At 61.1% G+C, this 15,062-nt stretch carries 16 protein-coding genes, 1 tRNA gene and 1 pseudogene; 14 read left to right on the top strand and 4 right to left on the bottom strand.

Annotated features, from left to right (window positions below; translation table 11 throughout):
- Window positions 1-41 precede the first annotated feature (41 nt).
- The 4 genes and pseudogenes from folE to NB311A_RS03975 form a co-directional block, all read left to right on the top strand.
- A complete protein-coding gene (gene folE / locus NB311A_RS03990; RefSeq protein WP_009797169.1) occupies window positions 42-740 on the top strand; it encodes a GTP cyclohydrolase I FolE in 699 nt (232 codons plus the stop codon).
- Window positions 741-778: 38 nt separating this feature from the next.
- Window positions 779-1,216, top strand: a complete 438-nt coding sequence (hisI, locus tag NB311A_RS03985; RefSeq protein ID WP_040673891.1) for a phosphoribosyl-AMP cyclohydrolase — start codon at window positions 779-781, stop codon at window positions 1,214-1,216.
- A gap of 153 nt (window positions 1,217-1,369) precedes the next feature.
- Complete coding sequence (locus NB311A_RS03980) at window positions 1,370-2,302, top strand: transglycosylase SLT domain-containing protein (protein ID WP_009797167.1); 933 nt, start codon at window positions 1,370-1,372, stop codon at window positions 2,300-2,302.
- A 271-nt stretch (window positions 2,303-2,573) separates the two neighbouring features.
- Window positions 2,574-3,737: pseudogene (locus NB311A_RS03975) on the top strand (DUF2336 domain-containing protein); the annotation flags it as partial.
- 707 nt (window positions 3,738-4,444) lie between these two features.
- Here the strand turns inward: NB311A_RS03975 and NB311A_RS03970 are convergent.
- From NB311A_RS03970 to NB311A_RS03960, 3 genes are all read right to left on the bottom strand, one after another.
- Window positions 4,445-5,023 (bottom strand): Hpt domain-containing protein, encoded by a 579-nt coding sequence (locus NB311A_RS03970; protein WP_009797165.1) that lies wholly within the window; start codon window positions 5,021-5,023, stop codon window positions 4,445-4,447.
- A gap of 11 nt (window positions 5,024-5,034) precedes the next feature.
- Window positions 5,035-5,580: a response regulator gene (locus NB311A_RS03965; RefSeq protein ID WP_009797164.1), complete on the bottom strand. Its 546-nt coding sequence runs from the start codon at window positions 5,578-5,580 to the stop codon at window positions 5,035-5,037.
- A 195-nt stretch (window positions 5,581-5,775) separates the two neighbouring features.
- Complete coding sequence (locus NB311A_RS03960) at window positions 5,776-6,555, bottom strand: NAD kinase (protein WP_009797162.1); 780 nt, start codon at window positions 6,553-6,555, stop codon at window positions 5,776-5,778.
- A gap of 300 nt (window positions 6,556-6,855) precedes the next feature.
- Between NB311A_RS03960 and NB311A_RS03955 the strand changes: the two genes are divergently transcribed.
- The 3 genes from NB311A_RS03955 to NB311A_RS03945 all read left to right on the top strand — a co-directional run bounded on the left by NB311A_RS03955 (window position 6,856) and on the right by NB311A_RS03945 (window position 8,635).
- On the top strand, window positions 6,856-7,062 hold the full coding sequence (locus NB311A_RS03955; protein WP_009797161.1) for a His-rich protein BRANT: 207 nt from the start codon (window positions 6,856-6,858) through the stop codon (window positions 7,060-7,062).
- Window positions 7,063-7,228: 166 nt separating this feature from the next.
- The gene (locus tag NB311A_RS03950; protein WP_009797160.1) at window positions 7,229-7,669 is read left to right on the top strand and encodes a hypothetical protein; all 441 of its coding nucleotides are present in this window, start codon (window positions 7,229-7,231) and stop codon (window positions 7,667-7,669) included.
- A 255-nt stretch (window positions 7,670-7,924) separates the two neighbouring features.
- Window positions 7,925-8,635 (top strand): outer membrane protein, encoded by a 711-nt coding sequence (locus NB311A_RS03945; protein ID WP_009797159.1) that lies wholly within the window; start codon window positions 7,925-7,927, stop codon window positions 8,633-8,635.
- A gap of 506 nt (window positions 8,636-9,141) precedes the next feature.
- Here the strand turns inward: NB311A_RS03945 and NB311A_RS03940 are convergent.
- The gene (locus NB311A_RS03940) at window positions 9,142-9,423 is read right to left on the bottom strand and encodes a hypothetical protein (protein WP_131522876.1); all 282 of its coding nucleotides are present in this window, start codon (window positions 9,421-9,423) and stop codon (window positions 9,142-9,144) included.
- 100 nt (window positions 9,424-9,523) lie between these two features.
- Here NB311A_RS03940 and istA point away from each other — a divergent pair, with 100 nt between their 5' ends.
- The 7 genes from istA to rplA all read left to right on the top strand — a co-directional run bounded on the left by istA (window position 9,524) and on the right by rplA (window position 14,633).
- On the top strand, window positions 9,524-11,023 hold the full coding sequence (istA, locus tag NB311A_RS03935) for an IS21 family transposase (RefSeq protein ID WP_009796680.1): 1,500 nt from the start codon (window positions 9,524-9,526) through the stop codon (window positions 11,021-11,023).
- Window positions 11,023-11,886 (top strand): IS21-like element helper ATPase IstB, encoded by an 864-nt coding sequence (gene istB, locus NB311A_RS03930; RefSeq protein ID WP_009796681.1) that lies wholly within the window; start codon window positions 11,023-11,025, stop codon window positions 11,884-11,886. The genes istA and istB overlap by 1 nt, the downstream gene beginning before the upstream one ends.
- A gap of 355 nt (window positions 11,887-12,241) precedes the next feature.
- Window positions 12,242-12,317 (top strand) — tRNA-Trp (locus NB311A_RS03920).
- A gap of 259 nt (window positions 12,318-12,576) precedes the next feature.
- Entirely contained in the window at window positions 12,577-12,768 is a 192-nt protein-coding gene (gene secE, locus NB311A_RS03915; RefSeq protein WP_009797156.1) for a preprotein translocase subunit SecE, read from the top strand.
- Between the two features lie 30 nt (window positions 12,769-12,798).
- Window positions 12,799-13,329, top strand: coding sequence for a transcription termination/antitermination protein NusG (gene nusG / locus NB311A_RS03910; protein WP_009797155.1), 531 nt, complete (start codon window positions 12,799-12,801; stop codon window positions 13,327-13,329).
- A gap of 176 nt (window positions 13,330-13,505) precedes the next feature.
- A complete protein-coding gene (gene rplK / locus NB311A_RS03905) occupies window positions 13,506-13,934 on the top strand; it encodes a 50S ribosomal protein L11 (protein ID WP_009797154.1) in 429 nt (142 codons plus the stop codon).
- Window positions 13,935-13,940: 6 nt separating this feature from the next.
- Window positions 13,941-14,633, top strand: coding sequence for a 50S ribosomal protein L1 (gene rplA / locus NB311A_RS03900; RefSeq protein WP_009797153.1), 693 nt, complete (start codon window positions 13,941-13,943; stop codon window positions 14,631-14,633).
- Window positions 14,634-15,062 lie beyond the last annotated feature (429 nt).

The raw sequence follows: 15,062 nt of genomic DNA, 5'->3' as shown, positions 1-15,062 counted from the left end.
GACACTCCGGTCTCACGCGAGGCCGGTCGAACGGAGTGAAGATGGACGCTTTGATCAAGCAGCTGCGCGGCAGCAAACCTTCTGACGTCAAATCCAATAGCGCCAAACCTGCCGGGTTCTCTCCCGCCCAGCTGGATCCATCTGAGTTTCTGGCGGCGGTTCAGCCGAACCGGCAGCGCCCGTCGCGGCATGAAGCGGAAGACGCGGTCCGAACGTTGCTGTCCTATATCGGTGAAAATCCTGAACGCGAGGGGCTCCTCGATACGCCGCGCCGGGTGATCGAGTCGTATGACGAGATCTATCAGGGCTATCATCAGTGTCCGGCCGAGGTGTTGAACCGGACCTTCGGTGAAACCGCGGGCTATGACGATTTCGTACTGGTCCGGGACATCGAGTTCACGTCGCAGTGCGAGCACCACATGATGCCGTTCTATGGCAAGGCACATATCGCCTACACGCCGGTCGAACGGGTGGTCGGCCTGTCCAAACTGGCCCGCCTGACCGACATCTTCGCCCGGCGGCTCCAGACCCAGGAGCACATGACCGCGCAGATCGCCGCGGCCGTCGACGAGGTGCTTAAACCGCGGGGCGTCGCCGTGATGATCGAGGCGGAGCATACCTGTATGTCGGTGCGCGGCGTCGCCAAGCATGGTGCGATGACATTCACGAGCCGGTTCACAGGTGTATTCCGCGACAATCCCGCGGAGCAGGCGCGTTTCCTGTCTATGGTGCGACCGTAGACGCTTAATCCCTCGACGATATTCCGAAGGGATTTCCTGTGTCTGGATCAAAACCTTCATCCGAAACCGAGGAGGGGCTGGTGTTCCAGCCCCGTTTCGATGCGTCCGGTCTGGTGAGCTGCGTCGCAACGGATGCCAAGACCGGCGACGTTTTAATGGTCGCGCATATGAACGAAGAGGCGCTGCGGCGGACCATTGAAACCGGAGATGCCTGGTATTACAGCCGTTCGCGCAAGGCGTTATGGCGAAAAGGTGAGAGTTCGGGTCAGGTCCAGCGGGTGCTCGAGATGCGAACGGACTGCGATCAGGATGCGGTCTGGATCAAGGTCGAACAGCAAGGCGCCGCCTGCCATACGGGACGGCGCTCGTGTTTCTATCGGGCAGTGACAAAAGGCGAGGGCAACAAAATGCGCCTTACGCTTGTGGATGCCCACAGGCTGTTCGATCCGGCCGATGTTTATGGCGCGAAAGCCTGACGCCTTCTGGCTGTCTCCGTTAAGACCCTGTTAACCATAATCTTCCACCTTGCGATCCGGGAGAATAGCCGTCCGGAAACGTCGGAATAGACGGCGGAAATGCCGATAACGTGCCCGAAGGCGCATAGCGGGATTCTCGGAGCGGAGATCAAGATGAGCGTCGATGCCGCCAATGCCGCTTCCGGACTGAGCGGAATTTTCGGCGGAATAACCACCGCCATCAAGCGGGCAGCCGAGGCCACGGGAGCGAGCTTCGAATATCTGCTCGCGACCGCCAAGATGGAATCCAATTTCAATCCTCATGCCGCTGCCGGCACGTCGTCCGCCAAGGGCCTTTATCAGTTCATCGAGCAGACCTGGCTCGGCACGGTGAAGGAGGCGGGGCCCGCGCTCGGCTTCAACGGCTATGCCGACGCGATCGCCAAATCGCCATCCGGCGTTTATTCCGTTGCCGATCCAGCGACCCGCGCCGCCATTCTCAAGCTACGTGACGACCCGGCGATCGCGTCGGCCATGGCTGGCGTGCTGACGCAATCCAATAGCTTCAAGCTCACCGGCCTGATAGGCCGTCGTCCGACCGACAGCGAACTTTACATGGCGCACTTCATGGGTGTCAGCGGAGCCGCGAAGCTGATCGCGAATGTCGAGAACAATCCGCAAGCGCCCGGCGCGCGGCTGTTTCCGAACGCGGCCGCCGCCAACCGTCCGATCTTTTATGATCGCGACGGCCGCGCGCGCAGCGTGTCGGAAGTCTACGCGGATCTGGACCGGCGCTACGCGGTCGCCGCCAATTCGCCCGCGACCCGTATGGCCATGACGTCCGAGACGCCGTTCTCGACCTCATCTGACCATGCAGCGTACCTGTCGCGTCTGCCTGACATGCATGGTGTCGCACCTTCCTCGGTCGCGCCAAGCCGGCCGACGTTTCGTTCGCTGTTTCAGGTCGGCGAGCGTACTCAGCCGGTGTCTCCAGTCGTTCAGGAACTGTGGGGCGCGCCGTCCACCGCGGCGCAGACCTCATCCGATTCCGCCGCACCTCAGCCGTTCGATCTGTTCAGCGACCGCAGCGGCACTTATAGCGGGTAGGGCGCCACGCTTGTGGGGAATCCGGGGGACAACTGCGTCAAGATTTGTGCCGCGATGCTGTGAAGCGCGGAGCGCGATCAATTGAATGATGGGGTTTCCATCAATGCGCTGCGGATTCTCCGCTCGATGCGATTGAGACTGAAGGCCGCCCCTCCCATTAACGAAGTATCAACGAACGCAAACGGTTATGGTGAACCCTTTGTTAAGCGTCATGGTTTATTTTCCGTGACCGACATCGTCTCGCGATGTCGGTGCGTAAGCCGGAAACACCATGATCGTTCGGCAATTCTTAAGCTGGGTACGAACCGCTCCCGCAGGCGAGCGGGCCGAAGCGACGCGAGCCCTGGCTAGAGCCTGGCTCATATCTGATCTGTCCGATGACGATCGCGCCGCCGCCGAGGGTGCTCTCCTGATGCAACTCGACGACCCGTCGCCGCTGGTTCGGCAGGCGATGGCGAACGTTTTCGCGCGCAGCGTGAACGCGCCGGCGGCCATCGTCCGGGCGCTGTCGGTTGATCAGCCATCCGTTGCTGTTCCCGTTCTCGAATATTCGCCGCTTTTGATCGACGCGGACCTCGTCGACATCGTCGCGACCGGTAGCCGTGAGGTGCAGTGCGCCGTCGCACGCCGGGTTCACGTGCCGGTGTCGGTCTGCGCAGCCATCGCCGAGGTTGGCTTCGCAACGGCGGCACTCGAACTGATGAAAAATCCGGGCGCAAGTATCGCGCCGATGTCATGGGACCGAATCGTCGAGCGGCATGGCCATCTCGCGGCGATCCGGGAATCGATGCTGGCGCTCGACGATCTGCCCGCGGCCACGCGGCTCGCGCTGATCGGAAAACTGTCCGATACGCTGGCGCGGTTCGTTGTTTCCCGCAACTGGCTCAATGTCGACTGCGCCGATCGCACGATCAGCGAGGCGCGCGATCGCTCTATCGTTCACATTGCAGCCCGCGCGCGGGACGACGACATGCACAGCCTGGTCGCGCATCTGCGCGCCACCGGACAGCTCACCGCCGGGTTGATTTTGCGCGCGCTGCTGTCGGGCAATACGGAGCTGTTCGACCATGCCCTGGCGGAATTGTCCGGCCTGCCTTTAAGCCGCGTCGTTGCGCTGGTTCATGATCGCGGCGGCGCGAGCTTGCCTGCGCTGCTGACGCGGGCCGGGCTGCCAGAAGTTACGTTCCCTGCGTTCCGCGCCGCGCTGGAAGCGCGCGACGAGATCGGCTTTGTCGAAACCGTCGGCGGTGCGGCGCGGTTGCGCCGGCGCATGGTCGAACGTGTGCTGACGATGTGCGAAACGGCGCCCGATGAGGTGTCAGAGCCTCTGCTGATCTTGTTGCGGCGGTTCGCGACGGAATCGGCGCGCGAGGAAGCGCGTGTATTTTGTGACGAGCTGGTAGCGGAGGTCGCCAGGGAGCCGGCGTATGACGAAGCGGACGAAGTGCCGGTTTGCGAGCCGGAGTTTTATGAACCCGAGTTCCGCGACGAGTTCTGCGAACCTTGGCCCGCAATAGCATTTTCGAGCGAAGCGGAAACCGGATCGTGGCAACAAAGCGCGTCGAACCAAAGTGCTGGGCTCCTTCACCGTTTCCGTGAAGCGGTGAAGGACGCCAGGCCGCGGTTTCTAGACCGCCTGGCGTTCCGGACCCAACCCGACGAATGCGAGGGGGATGAAACTGAGCTTGATGACGCATGGTCTTGTGAGGCTTTGTCTTACGAAGCTGAGCCTTACGAAGCTGAGTTTTACGAAATGGAGCCTTGCGAAGTTGAACCTTGCGCCGTGGCGTCTTATGAACCGGAGCGCGTCGAACCGAGGTTTGACGAGCCGGCGTCTTACGCGTTTGCGTCTCTTGCACAGAGCTTTGAAAAACCCAAAGATTCACCGCGAGCCTATCGCGAGCCGCTGCTCAGCGATCTTCTTGCGGCGGCGTAACTCGTTCACGCGCGCGAAGACGAAAATCCTTCACCGCTTCACGGAAGCGATGAAGGACGTCTTTTGGTGTGACGGGTTTTGTTCGCGCGAACCGGCTTCCCCTGCGTTCAAAACGCTTTCTGAGAAGGGTGGTTTGCCGGCGGAAAGCCTGACGATCAAAAGCTCCGGGACGACAATCCTCAGCCGTTCGCAGGAACGATTGGGCGCTATTCTGTGGGCGCAATGCTCGGCGCGAGAACGGCTTCGAGGTGTTCGGGACGGTCACGGTTGACTGTGGCGAGATATTCGTCGGCAACGAGACGCAGTTTCCGGTTGATCTCCATTGCCATGGCCTCGGTGCCGGGGGTGGCGTGCTCGCGCACGATAGCCTGGATCGCGTTGATATGATAGGCGATCAGTTCAGCAGGCACGCGGTCGAGAGCTGGAGCATGTTCGATGATGCGGCAGAGGCTTTCGGCGCCGGCGGCGGCGAAGGGATATCCGAAGGTTGCGGCGTCGCCCTTGATATCGTGCGCGGCCCGAAACAGTTCGTCGCGCGTGGCTGGAGTGAATCCGTTCTTGAGAATGGCTGCGTGGGCCACGACAAGGCGGTCCCGCTCGATCGCCATCCATTTGGAGAATTCGTCGGAAAGGCCCGCCAGCGCCTTTTCGGCGCGCGCGATCGGATCCTCGACATTCTTTTCGTCGACGAGCCGAACCGCGTTGCGCAGCCGATTGGGCGGGGTGATGACGTGATGGTCGGCGAATGCCTGGATCGCCAGTTCGGAACAATCTTCCTTTTGCATGGCCGCGCTTTCTAGCCCGGGGCTCGAGCCTTATCCAGCAGTGACGGCTGCTGGATAACGTCGGGCTCCCTGGTGCCGCGACGCTCGGGACCGATATAGGCGTTGCTGGTATTGCGCCGCCGATCCGGACCGAAATAATTTTTGGTCTTGATGAAAGGGCGCGGCGAGACCACGACGTTCAGGATTCGTTGATAGAGACCCTTGGCTGAAATCGGTTTCGCCAGGAATTCGGTGACGCCGGCATCGCGCGCGACCGTGACGCGCCGCTTTTCCGAGTGCCCGGTCAGCATGATGATCGGGGCGAACGGGTTACCCTTCGAGTCGGGCTGGCGGATCATCTGCGTCAGCTCGATGCCATCGAAGATCGGCATCGCCCAGTCGACGATGACGATATCAGGGACATAATGAGTATACATCTCGAGGGCGGTGGCGCCATCCTCGGCCTCGTAGACCTCGCGCGCGCCGAATGAATGCAGCAGCGTGCGCAGAATGCGGCGCATGTGCGCGTTGTCATCGCACACGAGAAACCGCAGCTTGTTGAAGTCGATGCCGTACATGGAGCGGGCCCGGTATACCTGCCGTTAACTATATGCCGTCGCCGTTAACGAATGGTTGCCGCTCCTTTTGCTTTCCTTGCAGAGGATGAAAACGGCAGCAGCGAAGTTCGGGGCCAGCGAGGGCACGCAAGATCAATTCGCTTCCGGATCTCTCGCGGCGCTCAAGGCTCGCTCCGGATAGGGAGGAGGAAAGGTTCAGTATCCGAACTGCTCTCTGAGGATTCGCTCCTCAAGGCTGTGGCCCGGGTCGAACAGCATTCGCATTGAAACCATTTTGTCCGACGAGATCTCGACGCGGCGGACGTTGCGAGCCTCATCGTGATCGGCGACGGCGGCCACGGGACGTTTTTCGTCTTCAAGCACCTCGATGGTCACGACGGCCGCATCCGGCAACAGCGCGCCGCGCCAGCGGCGCGGACGGAAGGGACTGATCGGTGTCAGAGCGAGCAGCGCCGCGTTGATGGGCAGGATCGGTCCCTGCGCCGACAGGTTGTAGGCGGTCGATCCGGCGGGCGTGGCCACCATTACCCCGTCGGCAATGAGTTCAGCCATGCGTTCGCGCTCGTCGATCAGGATGCGCAGCCGCGCGGCCTGGTGAGTCTGGCGAAACACCGACACTTCATTGATGGCATGATGAATATGAATCCTGCCGTGAGTATCGGTCGCGCGCATCAACAGCGGATGGATAACGGTGTCGGTCGCGGCAGCCAGGCGCGCCTGAAGATCGTGCCGGCTGTATTCGTTCATCAGAAATCCAACCGTGCCGCGATGCATCCCGTAGATCGGCTTTCCTGACCGCATGTTCCGCTGCAGCGTTTGCAGCATCAGCCCGTCACCGCCGAGCGCAACCAGCACATCGGCATCCTCGGGATCGCGATTGCCATAGGTCGTCACCAGCTCCGTCAGCGCCTGCTGAGCTTCCGGACTTGCGCTCGCGACAAAGGCGATCCGGTCATAAGACGGGGGTGTGGTCATGATGGTTCGCAGGCTTCCGCGGCTGCCGTCGGCGTGTTGTTCCGGTCGCGCCGACTATCGAGGCGGCACTTAACCGCGCTTTGCGGTCGTGTGTCGAGGCCCCGGTTAGCCCATGGTTAGCGGAAAGGACAGGGGGCTCCGCCGGTTGGTTTTATGACCGGCTGTTCATCAAGGTGAACGCAGTTCGCTTTTGCGCTTCAGCGTACGTTCAGCGACGCGGTTTCATGATGGGGGCCTGATCGGAGAACCCGGCCACCCGGACGGCGACCTCGGCGATCCACGCTCCAAGGAGACCAGATAATGTTCAAGACGATTTCTGCCGCGCTGCTCGCTGCTTCGGTGTTTGTTGCGCCCGCGATGGCCAGCACTTCCCGCACTGCCCAGGCCCCCGTGGCCAAGACGACGACCGTCAAGTCGAAAGCGCTGAACGCCAACGCCAAGATGGGGCGTCATCACCATCGTGCTCACCGGCACGTCCGTCATCATCGTCCCCACAAGCACGGCTAATTCCATCACGAGATGCGATCATGGCTTGCGGCGATCGTCCCCGGTTGCCGTAAGCCTCGATTCGCCGCAACCTGAACTTTTGCATCGATAAGCGAAATACGAATTTGATTCCAGTTGCGGACGGTTTAGTGCTTTCTGGGGAAATACAAACTGGAAAGACGGACGGATGTCGGGGGCATCTGCAAGATTCCTGGCGATCGCGGTGCTGGCGTCATCGCTCGCGGCCTGCGTGACCGACAGCGGCGATCAGGGTGCTGGTCAGGGCGGCCTGGTCTATACCGATGATCGTGGCGTGGCCGATCAACCGTTTCCGGTCGATTATCGCGCCCAACTGCTCGCGTTTCTCAGAACCTACCTCAACAACCCCGCCGGCATTCGTGACGCTGCGATAGCGGAGCCGGCTCAGCGCACTGTCGGTGGCCGGCGGCGTTATGTGAGTTGCCTGCGCTATAACGCCCGCGAGATAGACGGCAGCTATCGGGGGGGTGTGCAGCGCGCGGTCGTGTACGTCGATGCGCGGCTCGATCGCATGATCGAGAAGGCTGATGACATCTGTGCGGGCGCGGGCTACGCGCCCTTCCCGGAGCTCGAGAAACTGACGCGCTGAGCCCGCGGGGTAGGGCTGGTGCTTCTTGACCTCCGGTCAGCTGATCACCTTTGGGGTGGAGCCTTGGGCCGGTCGAATCCGTAGGCGACCGCGGCTGAGGTGAGGAACTGTTTTTCCGCGCGGCAGTTCCTACATAGGAATAGCGTCGTATGGAACCGTCGCCGCCGCTCTGGTGCCGGGGTATCAAACTCGCGCCACGTTGTTTAGCCATGGTGAATAAGGATGGCGGTAATCCAACGAGAGGGGAATCCCATCATGAGGAAATTCTTGCTCGCGGCTGCGACCGTTGCAGCCTTCGCCGCACCCGGACTTGCGGCTGACCTTCCGCCACGGCCTTATACCAAGGCGCCGACCTATACGCCGCCGCAGCAGGCCGTCTATAACTGGACCGGCTTCTATGTCGGCGGCCATCTCGGCGGCGCGTTCGGCGGCGGCCTGGGTGGCAGCGACGGGCGCTTCCTCGGGGGCGTGCAGGGCGGCGCCGACTACCAGTTCGCGAACCAGTGGGTACTCGGCGTCGAGGCCCAATATAGCTGGCTCGCCAACTATAGAGGAGACGTGGCCTTTCCGGGCGGCAGTGTCGTCACCGGCGGCAACAGCGGTCTGGGCTCGGTGACCGGTCGGCTCGGCTATGTGTGGGGACCGACGCTTCTATATGCCAAGGGCGGCTATGCATTCAGGGACGGCGCCCTAGGGGTCACCAACGCGGCCGGTGTACCGCAGGCTTTCACAGCCACCGGAAATCGGGACAGCGGTTACACGGTCGGTGCGGGTCTCGAATATATGTTCGCACCTAACTGGTCGGCCAAGGCGGAGTACCAGTATTACAACTTCGGCAAAACCACGTTCGGCGCGGGTTCTCCAGCCGATGTGGTCGGAGCCAGCTTCCGCAACGACGAGCATACCGTCAAGGCCGGCGTGAACTATCGCTTCGGCTGGGGAGGACCACCGGTCCCTCATTATTGAGATCGCCCGTAGATCATCCGATACGGGTCGAATGAAAAGGCCGGTTTCATGTCGGCCTTTTCGTCATCTAAATATCTGAAATATCTCATACTAGAATCTGATACCCCAACAAATACCCCAACAACTAGAAGCCTCATAGGGGCCTTACGCCGCTCCCGCGATTCAGGTACCGTACTGCTATCGAATCAATCCGCGTAGGACGCGCGCGATCCGAAAGGGATTGCTATGCGTGTTCGTTTCTCCTGCGACGCCGAGATCACCAAACGCGAAATCGAAATCTTTGCTCGCGGCGTGATTTTGCTTGTATGGATCATGTTCCACTAAGCTTTAGCCGTACATGTCTGCACAATTGTGCAGACATGGCCCTTCATGATCGCGCGGGCAATCAACCATACCGCTGAAGCGACCGCACTGGCCATCGCACTAGCGCGATTACCGTCCTGCGTCGCGTTCTCCGTCGCTCCCCGAAATTTCGGGAAGGGTTAGCCGTAGGTGGCCTGTGGGAGCTATTTCAGATAGCCCCGCTTGCGCGCCCATTCTGATAAAACTTTTGCGACAAGCGACGACAGCGTTCTTTGATCGTCGGCAGCGGCTTGCTCCAATGCAGCGCGAAGCGACTCATCAATTCGAACGTTTAGTCGATCGTCTTTTTTAACCATCTTGAGGATGTACCCCGTTGTGCCCCTTGCGTCGTGCAAAGGTTGATGATGCTCTATGAGCATCATTGTCGCACAACGGGAGACGTTATGGCTACAAAAAACAACATCATCAGAACTGTCATTCGGCATGCAAAATTGACCCCGTAAGCCGGGGGATCGGCGTCCAAAATTGACCCCCTACAGGTTGGCTGTTGCGCTGCCTGCTTTGTCATGAAGCAGGTGGTCGGGGATGCTGATCGTGGAGACGATTGCGCGGATACGGCGCGAACACTTCATCAAGGGCAAGACGATCAAGGAGATCGCCCGTGACCTGAAGGTGTCGCGGAACACGGTCCGGAAGGTGCTGAGGTCGGGCAAGACCTTGTTCGAGTATGAGCGTTCGATCCAGCCGCGCCCCAAACTCGGGCGTTGGGCGGCGGAGCTTGATGAACTGCTGGCGGCGAACGCGGCCAAATCGGCTCGCGAACAGCTGACGCTGATCCGGATCTTCGAAGAGTTGCGCGGACGCGGCTATGACGGCGGCTACGATGCCGTACGGCGTTACGCCAGGCGTTGGAGCAAGGAGCGCGGGCAATCGACCGCGGCGGCCTATGTTCCGTTGAGCTTTGCGGCGGGCGAAGCCTACCAGTTCGACTGGAGCCATGAGATCGTTCTCCTCAACGGCGTGACGGCGATCGTGAAGGTCGCTCATGTCCGGCTGTGCCACAGCCGCATGCTGTTCGTGCGGGCCTATCCGCGGGAGACGCAGGAGATGGTATTCGACGCCCACGACCGGGCGTTCGCACTGTTCAAGGGTACCTGCAGCCGCGGCATCTACGACAACATGAAGACGGCGGTAGAGACGATCTTCGTCGGCAAGGATCGCCGCTACAATCGCCGCTTCCTGCAGATGTGCAGCCACTATCTGATCGATCCGGTCGCCTGCACGCCGGCGTCGGGCTGGGAGAAGGGTCAGGTCGAGAACCAGGTCGGGCTGGTCCGGGAACGGTTCTTCACGCCACGGCTGCGGTTCAAAACCCTGGACGAGTTGAACGCGTGGCTTCTGGATAAGTGCATCGCCTACGCCAAGGCGCACCGACATCCAGAACTGGCCGAACAGACGGTCTGGGAGGTGTTCGAAGCCGAGCGGCCCAAGCTCGTTCCCTATGCTGGCCGGTTCGACGGATTCCACGCGGTGCCGGCATCGGTCTCGAAGACCTGCCTGGTGCGCTTCGACAACAACAAATACTCGGTCGCTGCCAGCGCCGTCGGGCGCCCGGTCGAAGTTCAAGCCTATGCCGATCGCATCGTGATCCGTCAGGACGGGCGCATCGTTGCGGAGCATCCGCGATCGTTCGGACGCGGCGAGACGACCTACAATCCCTGGCACTACGTGCCGGTGCTCGCGCGCAAACCCGGGGCCTTACGTAACGGCGCACCCTTCAAGGACTGGGTGTTGCCGGCCGCGATCGAACGGATCCGGCGCAGGCTCGCCAGCACCGACGACGGCAATCGACAGATGGTCGACATCCTCAATGCGGTGCTGACGGACGGTTTGTCGGCGGTCGAAGCCGCCTGCGCCGAGGCGATCGCTCATGGCGTTCATTCCGCTGACGTCGTTCTCAACATCCTGGCTCGCCAACGCGAACCCGCTGCACCGGCCAACATTATGACGCCGGCGGCACTGACGCTCCGCCATGCGCCGATCGCCGATTGCGCCCGTTACGACAACCTCCGGAGGACCATCTGATGGAACGAACCCAAATCTTCGACCTCATGGGTGAGCTCAAACTCTACGGAATGAGGGCTGCCTTCGACGAGATCATGGCGACGGCCGTCAAGCGCCAGCACGAACCTCAGCACATCGTCGGCGACCTGCTCAGCGCCGAGATCAACGAGAAGCAGGCGCGGTCGATCAAGTACCAGCTCACCATCGCCAAGCTGCCATTGGCCAAGGATCTCGATGACTTCCAGTTCGAAGGCACGCCGATCAATCAGACGCTCGTCAATGATCTCGCCGGCGGCGGCTTCATCGCCCAGCAGCGCAACGTCGTGCTCGTCGGCGGCACCGGCACAGGCAAAACCCACCTGGCCATCGCAATCGCCAGAAGCTGCATCCGATCCGGCGCCCGCGGTCGCTTCTACAACGTGGTCGACCTCGTCAATCGCCTCGAGATCGAGACCCGTAACGGACGTCAGGGCCGGCTTGCCGAACATCTGACCCGGATGGACTTCATCGTGCTCGACGAACTCGGATATCTGCCCTTTGCCCAATCCGGCGGCCAGTTGCTGTTCCATCTCGTCAGCCGGCTCTACGAGCGTGCTTCCGTCATCGTCACCACCAATCTCGCCTTCGGCGAATGGCCCAGCGTGTTCGGCGACGCCAAGATGACCACCGCGCTGCTCGACCGGTTGACCCACCACTGCGACATCGTCGAAACCGGTAACGACAGCTGGCGCTTCAAAAGCCGCGACGACGATCACGCCACCCGCGCTCGTCTCGTCTCCGCAATCCCGGCCAGCTCCGACGAGTCGAGCGCTACCCTCAAACCACGCCGCGCGAAGGGGTCAAAATTGAACGCCGATACGGGGTCAAATTTGCGAGCCGATTGACAGTCGAGAATGTCGGCCGGCGCCACGCTACGATTCCTGTCCGAGTATGCACGCCTATACAGAGACAAATAACGCGTCGCGCAAGCTCCTAACTTTAGATCGCATCTAAACCGATCCGGACATTGGCAAGGAAATCGAGATTGTCGGCTTCCGCCGGATGCGGAAGACGACGGTGAGCGGCGTTGAGATGCCCCGAAAGTTCCTCGACATAAGGCGGGGGGCGAAGCGCGCGCCGTCAACCACGGCCAGAACTGGCAGCTGCTCAGGAACACGCGGTCCGGGATTGCTTGCCACTTGCAATCAGGGCGCCCGTCATGCTTGAAACGGCCAGGGCCTGCGGCGACGCAGGCCTCACAGGAGTGTAGCTCAATTGGTAGAGCACCGGTCTCCAAAACCGGGGGTCGCAGGTTCGAGCCCTGCCACTCCTGCCAGTCGGTCGTTCGACTCCCGGCCATGCAATCGCTCCGGGCCAGGCAGGTTGCCAAGCCGCACCCTTGACCTTTTCAGCCGCCGGCAGTAGATAGCGGCACCTGCTGTCGGCCCGATTTGACGGATATCCGACGCGGCCCTGAATTCCCGGACAGTCGAGCCCGTTGGGCGGCTAACCTCAGATAGAGGGTTGGGCGCGCGAGAGAGGCTGTCCGAATATCCGAAACCCAGACCGGCACAAACGAACGCGGATTATCAACGATGGCTTTCAGCCCGTTCAAATTCCTGCAGGAAGTGCGTACGGAAACCGCGAAGGTCAGTTGGCCGTCGCGTCGCGAAACCACGGTTACGACAATCATGGTGTTCGTAATGGTGGCGCTGGCGTCGATCTTCTTCTTTTTCACGGATCAGATTATTCGCGTTTTCATCACGTTCGTACTTGGTCTTCATTGACATCGCGAACGATGCGCACGGACTGAACTAATGAGCATGCGCTGGTATATCGTCCACGCCTATTCGAACTTCGAAAAGAAGGTCTCGGAATCGATCCGGGAGCAGGCCAAGCAGCGGGGCCTTGAGGATCTCTTCGAGCAGGTGCTGGTGCCGACCGAGAAGGTCACGGAAGTCCGGCGCGGCCGCAAGGTCGATACCGAGCGCAAGTTCTTCCCGGGTTACGTGCTGGTGAAGATGAACCTCACCGACGAGGCGTTCCATCTCATCAAGAACACTCCGAAAGTCACGGGCTTCCTCGGCGCCGAGAACAAGCCGATGCCGATTTCGGAAGCCGAGGCCATGCGCATCATGCATCAGGTGCAGGAAGGCGTGGAGCGGCCCAAGGCGTCGGTCTCCTTCGAGATCGGTGAGAACGTCCGCGTTGCTGATGGCCCGTTCGCGTCGTTCTCCGGGGTCGTGGAGGAAATCGACGAGGCGCGCTCACGCGTGAAGGTTGCGGTGTCGATTTTCGGCCGCGCGACGCCAGTGGAACTGGAGTTCGGCCAGGTTGAGAAGGTTTAGCCGTCCGTGCCCGACTCCGTCGGGCATCTACGCCTTCGGGCGCGGAACGGTTGTGAAGACGTGGATGGCCCGGATAAGCCCGGCCATGACGTGCGGAAGGGATTTCCGCGGAAAGCCGTGGGAGGTGAGGGCGGTCGCCAGCCGTCTCGAGCCGTGACCACCAACAGGAGTAACCAATGGCAAAGAAAGTGACCGGATATCTGAAATTGCAGGTGCCGGCCGGTGCGGCGAACCCGTCGCCACCGATCGGTCCCGCGCTTGGTCAGCGCGGTCTCAACATTATGGAATTCTGCAAGGCCTTCAACGCCCAGACCCAGAAGGAAGAAAAGAACACGCCGATTCCGGTCGTGATCACAATCTATGCCGACCGGTCCTTCACCTTCGAGATGAAGACTCCGCCGATGTCCTATTTCCTCAAGCAGGCTGCGAAGGTTCAATCCGGCTCCAAAACTCCGGGCCGCGATTCCGCCGGTAAGGTGACCAAGGCTCAGGTGCGCGAGATCGCCGAGAAGAAGATGAAGGATCTTAATTGCGACACCCTCGAATCGGCCATGAGCATGGTCGAGGGCTCTGCCCGCTCGATGGGCCTTCAGGTGGCGGAGTAACGAACCATGGCAACCGGAAAGCGTTTGAAGAAATCCCGTGAGGGCATTGATCGCAATAAACTTTATCCGATAGCGGAGGCGATCAAGCTGATCAAGGAGCGCGCCAAGTCGAAGTTCGACGAGACGATCGAGATCGCGATGAATCTCGGCGTCGACCCGCGTCACGCCGACCAGATGGTGCGTGGCGTCGTTACCCTGCCGAACGGCACCGGGCGCACGCTGCGCGTCGGCGTGTTCGCGCGCGGCGCCAAGGCCGAGGAAGCCAAGGCTGCAGGCGCCGACGTCGTCGGCGCGGAAGATCTGGTCGAGACGGTGCAGGGCGGCACGATCGCATTCGATCGTTGCATCGCCACGCCGGACATGATGCCGCTGGTCGGACGCCTCGGCAAGGTGCTCGGCCCGCGCGGCATGATGCCCAACCCGAAGATCGGCACGGTAACGATGGACGTCGCCGGCGCCGTGAAGGGCGCCAAGGGCGGATCGGTCGAATTCCGTGTCGAAAAGGCCGGCATCGTGCAGGCCGGCATCGGCAAGGCTTCGTTCTCGGAAGAGAAACTGGTCGAGAACGTCAAGGCATTGGCGGACGCGGTGGCGAAGGCCAAGCCCGCCGGAGCCAAGGGCACCTACGTCCAGCGCATCGCAGTGTCCTCGACCATGGGGCCGGGCGTCAAGGTCGAGCCTGGGACCGTGCTCGGTTAAGGCCGGAACGACTGTAATAAGATAAAGGCGGGGGTCGGAGTGCCGGACCCGCCTTTTTTATTTGGAAAGCAGGCAGGTGGACGACAGGATCGATCGCTTTACGTCAGCCTGCCCATTCATTGCGTGGTTTTCCTGAATCGCGAGGGCCGGCATCCGCAGCCGTCTCCGGGGTGCCGCCGCCTTGTCTTATTGTCCAGAGTTCATGGCACCATCTGGCCGGAAAATTGCATGATTTAGGACTTGGCAACGCAGCAAAGATTCGTTAAACACCGCGCTCCGGACGTGCTGGTTTGCGCTCGCATGTCCATGTTCGCACTCCAAAAACCCAACGAGATTGGAGACCTTTGCATCCCGCATGTCCGTTCGGATGATTCGGGAGGGCGGGATGCCAATCTGGCTGGGACGCGGAGCGAACAGGGATCTCCGATC

It is taken from the genome of Nitrobacter sp. Nb-311A (genome assembly GCF_000152905.1).
Taxonomy (GTDB): domain Bacteria; phylum Pseudomonadota; class Alphaproteobacteria; order Rhizobiales; family Xanthobacteraceae; genus Nitrobacter.
This window is presented reverse-complemented; position numbering and strand designations above follow the sequence as displayed.

What these genes read in the sequence shown, in the direction of transcription:
- folE (WP_009797169.1), top strand. Translation starts at nt 42, where the DNA reads ATGGACGCTTTGATCAAGCAGCTGCGCGGCAGCAAACCTTCTGACGTC.
- NB311A_RS03980 (WP_009797167.1), top strand. Translation starts at nt 1,370, where the DNA reads ATGAGCGTCGATGCCGCCAATGCCGCTTCCGGACTGAGCGGAATTTTC.
- NB311A_RS03970 (WP_009797165.1), bottom strand. Translation starts at nt 5,023, where the DNA reads ATGCAAAAGGAAGATTGTTCCGAACTGGCGATCCAGGCATTCGCCGAC.
- NB311A_RS03965 (WP_009797164.1), bottom strand. Translation starts at nt 5,580, where the DNA reads ATGTACGGCATCGACTTCAACAAGCTGCGGTTTCTCGTGTGCGATGAC.
- NB311A_RS03960 (WP_009797162.1), bottom strand. Translation starts at nt 6,555, where the DNA reads ATGACCACACCCCCGTCTTATGACCGGATCGCCTTTGTCGCGAGCGCA.
- NB311A_RS03955 (WP_009797161.1), top strand. Translation starts at nt 6,856, where the DNA reads ATGTTCAAGACGATTTCTGCCGCGCTGCTCGCTGCTTCGGTGTTTGTT.
- NB311A_RS03950 (WP_009797160.1), top strand. Translation starts at nt 7,229, where the DNA reads ATGTCGGGGGCATCTGCAAGATTCCTGGCGATCGCGGTGCTGGCGTCA.
- NB311A_RS03945 (WP_009797159.1), top strand. Translation starts at nt 7,925, where the DNA reads ATGAGGAAATTCTTGCTCGCGGCTGCGACCGTTGCAGCCTTCGCCGCA.
- NB311A_RS03940 (WP_131522876.1), bottom strand. Translation starts at nt 9,423, where the DNA reads ATGCCGAATGACAGTTCTGATGATGTTGTTTTTTGTAGCCATAACGTC.
- istA (WP_009796680.1), top strand. Translation starts at nt 9,524, where the DNA reads ATGCTGATCGTGGAGACGATTGCGCGGATACGGCGCGAACACTTCATC.
- istB (WP_009796681.1), top strand. Translation starts at nt 11,023, where the DNA reads ATGGAACGAACCCAAATCTTCGACCTCATGGGTGAGCTCAAACTCTAC.
- secE (WP_009797156.1), top strand. Translation starts at nt 12,577, where the DNA reads ATGGCTTTCAGCCCGTTCAAATTCCTGCAGGAAGTGCGTACGGAAACC.
- nusG (WP_009797155.1), top strand. Translation starts at nt 12,799, where the DNA reads ATGAGCATGCGCTGGTATATCGTCCACGCCTATTCGAACTTCGAAAAG.
- rplK (WP_009797154.1), top strand. Translation starts at nt 13,506, where the DNA reads ATGGCAAAGAAAGTGACCGGATATCTGAAATTGCAGGTGCCGGCCGGT.
- rplA (WP_009797153.1), top strand. Translation starts at nt 13,941, where the DNA reads ATGGCAACCGGAAAGCGTTTGAAGAAATCCCGTGAGGGCATTGATCGC.